Origin of the sequence: Endozoicomonas atrinae, from assembly GCF_001647025.1 — a bacterium.
Lineage (GTDB): Bacteria > Pseudomonadota > Gammaproteobacteria > Pseudomonadales > Endozoicomonadaceae > Endozoicomonas > Endozoicomonas atrinae.
Map to the genome: position 1 here is coordinate 1 of NZ_LUKQ02000267.1, position 7,071 is coordinate 7,071.

Here is a 7,071-nt window from a genome sequence, read left to right on the forward strand (position 1 = left end):
GATCATCCTGAGTTTTAATCTGACTGGCTATTTGATCTACCAGTTTTTCGTTGATTTCAACGCTCATTGTTATTCTCCATTTTGGAGTATTAACGACAAGCGTTTACACAATTTAAATTACATTCCCTCTAACAAACTTTGAACCGGATCATCAGGCCAGAATCTTCGTATAATCACTCCATTGCCAGTCTGAAAATGGATAGAAAATACATCATGTTCATTGTCGGGGGGCTCTGACTTCAATTTAGAAGCCTCTGCCGTACCTGTTTCAACCTCAGCCACTTTCTGGGAAATTCTAACCGGTTCACCCCGAGCCCGCAGCTCACTTTCATGAGCAAATTTCACTTGCTGAATTTTAGGCTGAAGGGCTTGCGTTATTGGCTTCTTTTCCTGGCCTGACTTAATTTGTTGAGGTTGAGCCTGACGGGGTTGCTCTGCTAGTTCCTTTTTCTGACCTGGATTAACTTGTTGAAGTTTAACCTGACGGATCTGCACTGCTGACGTCTTTTCCTGGTCTACATTAGTTCGTCGAGGTTGAGCCTGACGGGGTTGCTCTGCTAGTTCCTTTTTCTGACCTGGATTAACTTGTTGAAGTTTAACCTGACGGATCTGCACTGCTGACTTCTTTTCCTGGCCTGGATTAATTCGTCGAGGTTGAGCCTGACTGGGTTGCTCTGCCGGCTCCTTTTTCCGATCTGAATTAACTTGTGGAAGTTTAGCCTGATGGATCTGCGCTGCTGACTTCTTTTCCTTGTCTGCATTAGCTCGTCGAGGTTGAGCCTGACGGGGCTGCTCTGCTGGCTCCTTTTTCTGACTTGAATTAACTTGTTGAAGTTTAACCTGACGGATCTGCGCTGCTGACTTCTTTTCCTGGTCTGGATTAGTTCGTCGAGGTTGAGCCTGACTGGGTTGCTCTGCTGGCGCCTTTTCCTTACCTGGATTTCGTTGAGGATGAGGCTGATGAACTTGCTCTATATTTGTCTTATAGGCAATCAGCGCTTTAACCAGCTTCAATCGAAGAGGCATCTCATTTGTTAGCCCATATATATTATGAAAATCATTTTTTGTTATTTTCCAGCCTGAAAGAACCTGACTCCATTCTGTTTCAGAAACCTTTGATAAATCACATGCACACTTCTCCAAGCCCTCTTTTAACTGGTTATTCTTCATTAATATATTTTTTTTATCCAACAGCCAGGCTATAACATGCTTATCTTCAAAATAAATATCATGGCCTCGCTTCAATTCCTCAGTAACATGTTCAGATATTGTCATTGGAGGTAGCTCAGGTTTGGGTTTTGCAGTACTTACCTGAATACTGGAGGAAGGCTGTTTAGTTAAAGAATCCCATATAGCCTGCTGAACTTCAGGACTAGAGATACCCTGTTGCTGAATTCTATGACCCGCAGGAGGTTGATGATCAGCCAGTCTTAAATCAGCGGCCTCCAGTTGCGCGAACTGGTAATCAAGATCTGCTTGCTCCAGTTCTTTTTGCAATCGTTGCTGAGTGCGCCTCTCCTCCCTTCTGGACAAATCTCTAACCTGCTTTAGCATAACCTGCTCTGTTTGGATTCGCCTCTGCTCAGCCAGAGAGTTTTCACGGGCAGTCCGTCGATCCTCTCTGAACTTTAGACGTTCAGCAAGCTTCAGCGATTGTTTAACACCACGATTAAAGTTTCTTTCATTTATTTCATCTACTCTCTGCTGATTGACTAAAGCTGACTGACTTTTTTGTGCCTCATCTCGTTGCTGAACATATTGATGCTGACTTTGTTTCGGTATCTTAACAGAACCATGAGATGTTACGGCTTGGCTGGATTTTTGACTCAGACCATCAGGCCTGGCACTCACTTTTTGTAAAGGTATTACCGGTGAGCGAGAGTGATCACAACTCGCGGCTTTAGGAGTGTTTTCAACAGGCGTTTTAGTATTTACATACTTTGGATTGACCTTAGGACAAGCTTTTTCAGGTTGAACATCACGACTGGCAATAGGCTTTCCGGATAATTTATTCCACGCTAAAGAGCCCAGATAAAGCGTTGCCTTAACTGGGGTAACAATTACATAGAGAGTATTCCAGAACGCCCAGGAAAAAATCTCACCATTTTTAATATTTTCAAGATTAAACTTGGGAGGAGCATAAAAAGGAGGTAATGGAGATTCAATTCCAACCATAGAGTGGTCCGTACTTTATCTTTATTGATAAAATTCTGACCATAAAGTTATATTTGAGTTCCAATTCTTATAAAAGCCGTTGAAACCAAACGCTTTAAAGAGCAATAAAAAAATCAAATAAAGAAAAACACACTTATTTTTCATACAGTTAACAGCCAGAAATTAATTACAAAGAAATAATTCAAGACACCCTTTAAAAAGGGTGCCTGACTATTAATTAATGAATACCCCCAAAACACAGGTATTTGGTTTCCAGGTACTCTTCCAGACCTTCCTGCCCACCTTCCCGGCCAAATCCAGACTGTTTAACTCCTCCAAAAGGTGCCAGCTCTGTGGAAATAATGCCTTCATTAATGCCCACCATGCCATATTCCAGAGACTCGGCAATCTTCCAGATACGAGTAATATCCCGGCTGTAAAAATAGGCTGCCAGACCATAGATCGTATCATTAGCCTGCTGAATCAGCTCTTCATCAGTACTGAAACGTACTATTGGGGCAACCGGGCCAAACAGCTCTTCCTGGATAAAGCTCATCGAGTGCTGAACATCGGTCAGAACCGTCGGCTCAACAAAACAACCATTCAAAGCTTTACCACCTGTTGCGACCGTTGCCCCCTGCTCTACAGCCAGGTTAATTTTCTCGAGAATCCGCTCTTTTGCCAGTGAATCAATAACCGGGCCAATCTGGACGCCTTCGTCCAAGCCATTACCAACCTTCAGGCCTTTAACTGCCTCAATAAACTGGCTGACAAATTGATCATAAATATCATCATGCACATAAAACCGGTTAGCACAGACACAGGTTTGCCCGGCATTACGAAACTTTGAAGCCATTGCCCCCTGAACGGCCTGATCGATATCTGCATCGTCAAAGACGATAAACGGGGCATTTCCGCCCAGCTCCATCGAAGTATTTTTAATGGTTTCTGCAGATTGTGCGATCAAATGACGCCCGACACGGGTAGAACCCGTAAACGATAACTTTCTGATCGTGGGATGGTGGGTAAAGAGATCACCGACTGTTTCCGGTGCATGATGAACAACAACCTGCAACACATCTTCTGGAATACCTGCCTGCCTGGCCAGTTCAGCAACAGCATAGGCAGAGAGCGGCGTTTGATTGGCAGGCTTGACAATAAAGCTGCAGCCGGCTGCCAGTGCAGGTGCTGCCTTACGGGTTATCATGGCAATAGGGAAGTTCCAGGGCGTTATGGCCGCGGCCACACCGACAGGCTGCTTGATGGTCATCAGCCGACGATCCTCCGTATGCCCGGGAATCGTCGTACCATAGGCGCGCTTGCCTTCTTCAGCAAACCACTGAATAAAAGACGCACCATAAGCCACTTCCCCCATAGATTCCGGCAATGGTTTACCCTGCTCAAGGGTCATTAATCGAGCCAGGTCGGCCTGGTTTTCCATCACCAGTTCATACCAACGGTACAGGAGGCTTGAGCGCTCTTTTGCGGGTCTTTTTTGCCAGCTCTTCTGAGCCAGGCGTGACTTTTCAATACATTCCTCGATCTCTGCCTCAGACTGCACGGGGATATAACCGACCACCGAGCCATCGGCAGGATTATCAATGGCCAGAGCATGATCTCCGGGTTCACACAGAATACTGAGCAATGATTTATTATTGATTTTATCCATTAACCAGCACCTCTCAATTTATACGACAAATTATGACGACAGAAATAGTTAACAATCCTGCCCATAGTAAACTAAAGATTGCTCAGAAGCAGTGATAAGCCATTAAATTTTGCCGATTTAATGAATCTGTAAACCTGAAGTTATTGCTCTGGTTTCCCCTCTCATTTCTCGTTAACATCTGTCTCCAAAGCACAGCACTCATAAGACAATTACAAGCTGACCAGAACAATGACTGAATATCTGATGCCGGCAAAGTATGCCAAGCTATTACTGAAAGTGGCTCAGGAGCAGGGTTATGATGTCAACCAGCTGATCTACGATGCAGGGTTATCGTTTAACCCTCTTGAGCTGAACACGGATGAAGAGCTGGAAATTCCTGCCATTATTTTCAGCAAGCTCTACCGCAAAGTATCCGGAGCCATGCAGGATGAGGCATTTGGTCTGGGGACTACCTATAAGATGCCCCCCGGCACTTTCCGCATGCTCTGCTACTGCATTATTCACTGCTCATCGTTACGAAAGGCTCTGGACAGAACCACCGAATTTACCGCCATGACCTATGGGATTCGGGGTATCACGGTAAAAGCTGAACCGCCTTATCGAGTCTCTGCAGATGGTAGTGAAGCAACCCTGGTTTACTCCAGTGCCTCCAATAAGTTCAATGCAGAAATGACCCCAGCCAAGCAGCTGAGCGTTGTGAACAGTCTTTCTCTATGGCACCGCTTCTGCAGCTGGCTGATCGGCAATAACATTGCGGTGAAGCGGGTTAACCTGATGGGCTCCCCCAGTCTGAACCTGAGTGGCTATCGTTACTACTTTGACTGCCCGATTGAATTTGATCAGCAGGAAAACTCAATCGTCATTAACGCCCAGATGCTGGATGCGCCACTGGTCCATACCGAAGAATCTCTGGAATCGTTTCTGGAAACAGCACCATATCAGTTATTTGTGATTAAGGAAGAGCAAGGCAGCGACAGCATTATTCCACGAATCAGAGCCCTGATTGGCTACAACTTTACCCGTCGTATTCCCAGCTTTGACGAACTCGCAGAACTACTGAACATCTCTCCAAGAACCTTACGCCGTCGCCTGGAAAAAGAGGGTACTTCCTACCAGAAAGTTAAAGACGAATGTCGTCGAGATGCATCTATCGATTATTTAAGCCGGCCTAATCTAACGATTAATTCGGTTGCCGCTTTAATGGGATTTGATGAACCCAGCGCCTTTCACCGCTCATTTAAGAAGTGGACCGATATGACGCCGGGAGAGTTTCGGAAACAGAACAATATTCAGATGGAAGATATTGATGAAGTTGCCTGAATAACCAGGGTCGTTACTATAAAGGGTATTTTCAGGGTATAAAAAAGCCGGCTTCCGCCGGCTTTTTTATTAACGTGCAGCCCTTGCCATTCGTAAACCAAACATGGCTGCCAGCTCTCGCTGTACCTCATTAACCCCTCCACCAAAGGTATTAATCTGGCATTTGCGATAGCCTTCCTCAATTTCCCCCTGAATAACAGCACCTTCGCTGCCAGAGCGAACCATACCCGGTGCACCAATAACATCCAGCAGAAGACGGTAAACCTGAATCAGTGCTTCGGTACTGTATACCTTGATACCGGAAGCAAAGCCCGGACAAAGCTTATTTTGCCCAAGCTCCCAGGCCATCCGACTATTCATCACCTTCATGGCTTCCAGCAAACTGTAGGCTTCAGCCAGGTTATTCTGAACCCAGGGCTCATCAATCACCCGCTTGCCATTACCCCGCACTTCCCGCGCCCAGTTCAGGACTTTCTGGAAGTGACCGGTACCATTGATACCAATAGCCGCCAGGCCAACACGCTCATGGTTAAGCTGAGAAGTAATTAATTTCCAGCCACCGTTCAACTCACCAATAATCATTGAAGAAGGTACGCGTACATTCTCGTAATAGGTCATATTGGTGCGCACATCACCCACGGTATAGATCGGCGCTACACTGAAGCCCGGATCCTTACAGTCAACAATAAACAGCGTGATACCTTTGTGCTTTGGCGCATCTTTATCCGTTCTTGCTGCCAGCCAGATATAGTCAGCACCTTCTGCGCTGCTGGTGTATACCTTGGTACCATTGATGATGTAATCATCACCCTCTTTCACCGCCGTCGTGCCCAATGATGCCAGATCAGTACCAGCACCAGGCTCGGTATAACCAATAGCAAAATGAATTTCACCCTTAGCAATCTTTGGCAGGAAAAACTGCTTGTGCTCTTCAGAACCATGATCAATCAGAGCAGGGCCTACCGTATTCAGCGTTACAAAAGGAATGGGAGCACCAGCCAGTTGCGCTTCTTCAAAGAAGACCAGCTGTTCAGCAGCAGAGCGCCCCTGACCACCGTACTCTTTAGGCCAGCCAATAGCCAGCCAGCCATCTTCCCCCATCTGGCGGATAACCCGCTTATAAGTTTCACCACTTTCATTACCGTGACATTCAGCCTTGACCTCTGGAGTAATCAACTCGGCAAAGTAGGTCCTTAATTCCTGGCGCAGTTTTTTCTGCTCGTCACTCTGGTCCAAAAACATCATCAAGTCCTTTCATGTTGATTGCTTCAGAGAGTGCCGGGAAGGAAATGCTTTTCTTCCACGGCAACTTTCAAAGCCATTCACGCAATTAGCGCATTCCCAGCTTTCTCAGATTATTGGGCGTGAAATACGACAACTGTTTTACTTCGTGATTCATCTTCGGAACCCCACCCTCTTCATTGAACAGGCTGGCAGCCATGTAATCCCTGGAAATCAGGTCATAATAGAGTGCTGTACGCCCACCAATACCGGGGAGGTCATACATATTAATGGTATTAATATGTGTTGTTCTCCACAGCACATCGCGATTGTCGTAGTGATCAGCATAAACCGTCTGCCAGCTGTCTTCGTCAATAAAGAGTTCACGGGTCTTATAAACGTGACGCTCACCCTCTTTCAGCACCCCACGTACCACCCAGACGCGATGCAGCTCATAGCGCATATGCTCAGGATTGGCATGCCCCTGACTCAGAATATCGTCATAGGACAACTCAGGGCTTTCAAAGTCATAGTTGTTGTAAGGAATGTATATTTCCTTTTTGCCCAGCAGCTCCCAGTTATACCAATTCCATTTTTAAATTATGAAATAACAGCCCATGAACGGGAGCATAGACTTTTCAATCGGCCAACTTCAGAAAGTAATTCATTCCATGCCTCACAGCATTTATTGATAATATCTTCATAGT

At 45.8% G+C, this 7,071-nt stretch carries 4 protein-coding genes and 1 pseudogene; 1 reads left to right on the forward strand and 4 read right to left on the reverse strand.

Going from position 1 to position 7,071, the window contains the following annotated elements; translation table 11 throughout:
- Window positions 1-117: 117 nt before the first annotated feature.
- Window positions 118-2,175 carry a hypothetical protein gene (locus AK963_RS23585; protein WP_066017850.1) on the reverse strand — a complete coding sequence of 686 codons (2,058 nt, stop codon included), beginning with the start codon at window positions 2,173-2,175 and terminating at the stop codon, window positions 118-120.
- Between the two features lie 217 nt (window positions 2,176-2,392).
- The gene (locus AK963_RS23590; RefSeq protein WP_066017851.1) at window positions 2,393-3,823 is read right to left on the reverse strand and encodes an NAD-dependent succinate-semialdehyde dehydrogenase; all 1,431 of its coding nucleotides are present in this window, start codon (window positions 3,821-3,823) and stop codon (window positions 2,393-2,395) included.
- Window positions 3,824-4,051: 228 nt separating this feature from the next.
- On the opposite strand from AK963_RS23590, the gene AK963_RS23595 reads away from it, so the two are divergent.
- On the forward strand, window positions 4,052-5,143 hold the full coding sequence (locus AK963_RS23595; protein WP_066017852.1) for an AraC family transcriptional regulator: 1,092 nt from the start codon (window positions 4,052-4,054) through the stop codon (window positions 5,141-5,143).
- A 69-nt stretch (window positions 5,144-5,212) separates the two neighbouring features.
- Here the strand turns inward: AK963_RS23595 and AK963_RS23600 are convergent, their stop codons facing one another.
- Together AK963_RS23600 and AK963_RS23605 are read right to left on the reverse strand one after the other, a co-directional pair.
- A complete protein-coding gene (locus AK963_RS23600; RefSeq protein WP_238593827.1) occupies window positions 5,213-6,388 on the reverse strand; it encodes an acyl-CoA dehydrogenase family protein in 1,176 nt (391 codons plus the stop codon).
- An 85-nt stretch (window positions 6,389-6,473) separates the two neighbouring features.
- Window positions 6,474-6,941, reverse strand: a pseudogene (locus AK963_RS23605) (DUF1329 domain-containing protein); the annotation flags it as partial.
- Between the last annotated feature and the right edge of the window lie 130 nt (window positions 6,942-7,071).

Coding starts and splice junctions, on each gene's coding strand:
- AK963_RS23585 (WP_066017850.1), bottom strand. CDS start 2,175: ATGGTTGGAATTGAATCTCCATTACCTCCTTTTTATGCTCCTCCCAAG.
- AK963_RS23590 (WP_066017851.1), bottom strand. CDS start 3,823: ATGGATAAAATCAATAATAAATCATTGCTCAGTATTCTGTGTGAACCC.
- AK963_RS23595 (WP_066017852.1), top strand. CDS start 4,052: ATGACTGAATATCTGATGCCGGCAAAGTATGCCAAGCTATTACTGAAA.
- AK963_RS23600 (WP_238593827.1), bottom strand. CDS start 6,388: ATGATGTTTTTGGACCAGAGTGACGAGCAGAAAAAACTGCGCCAGGAA.